General features: G+C 71.7%; 1 protein-coding gene. It reads right to left on the minus strand.

All coding sequences use genetic code 11. From position 1 onward, the window contains the following. Nucleotides 1-789 precede the first annotated feature (789 nt). A partial coding sequence (locus tag RMT89_RS40275) for a hypothetical protein (RefSeq protein ID WP_315888708.1) occupies nucleotides 790-1107 on the minus strand: 318 nt, incomplete at its 5' end.

A 1107-nucleotide genomic window follows, 5' to 3' on the forward strand; every position in this document is an offset into this window, starting at 1 on the left:
ACAGGGCCGCCCTGGGCACCCTGCCCAGCGGCGCGAGGGGTGGTGAGCAGCGCAGGGGGTGATCCGGGGCGGGTCGCGGCCCCGTGCAGCGCCAGCCACACGGTCCGCGCCGCCGACATGCCCGCACCGGTCGCCCGATACAGACGCACCACACCAGACGAGCCAGTCCCGCCCCGTGCCAGGGTCGAGCCGTAAAAAAAGTAGCCGGTGTTGTCGGCCACCTGCCCCGAGGTGGAGTGCCCCTGATAGGCGCGGTGCCCGGCGGTGCCGTCGCTGCGCCACCTCCCAGACCTAGCCGTCGCAGCCTGCACCGCCCCAGCAGCCACAGTGGCCGGTGCGGGCGCCGGATCAGTCTGTGGCGGGGTCGGGTCAGACGGCGGCGTGGATGGCGGCGGCGGAGCGGACGGTGTGCCGATACGGCCCACCACCACACCACCAGCAGACCCCCACAGCAGCGCCACCCGATCACCCACCACCGGCACACCACCGACGTGCGGGACCGTCACAGGCCCCACCCCAGTCGAGACGGTCACCACACCAGACCCAGTGGATGACACAGTGCCCTCACTCGGCCGGGCGGTACGCAGACCCACCACATGCCACACCCCCTCGGAGCGCAGCAGCAGCACCCGGTCACCAACCGCCAGCGGTGTCGGCAGCCACACCAGCGGCGTCACCTCGGACCCCAGCACCGACACCAGCAGCACCGGGGACGTTGCCTTCACCTCCCCCGCGACGGCAGGCGGACGAGCCGGGGTCAGAGCAGACGCGACAGCATCACCCAGAGGATCAGACATCGACCAGCACCCCCCACCCAGCGCTCGCCGTGACCGTCATCGATCCCCCAGTCAGCGGCAGCCTGATACCCGTCACCAGGGCATCCACCGTGCGGGTCGGCAGCCTCAGCCGCAGCGTGTCCAGCACATCAAGAGCCGGGTCCGGCGCGCACGTCACAGTCAGCGTTTGGCGGCGCGCCGCCCTCGCCTTCACCGCCAGCTTCTGCGCGGCAGCTGCACACTGCGCGTTCGTCCGCATCAGCGGCGAGTGCAGAAACTCCGGCACCCGGCCAAAACCGGACGGGTCCCACGCCAGCGGGCCAGACGCCTC

It is taken from the genome of Streptomyces sp. P17 (assembly GCF_032436805.1).
In the GTDB taxonomy this organism is placed as follows: Bacteria; Actinomycetota; Actinomycetes; order Streptomycetales; family Streptomycetaceae; genus Streptomyces.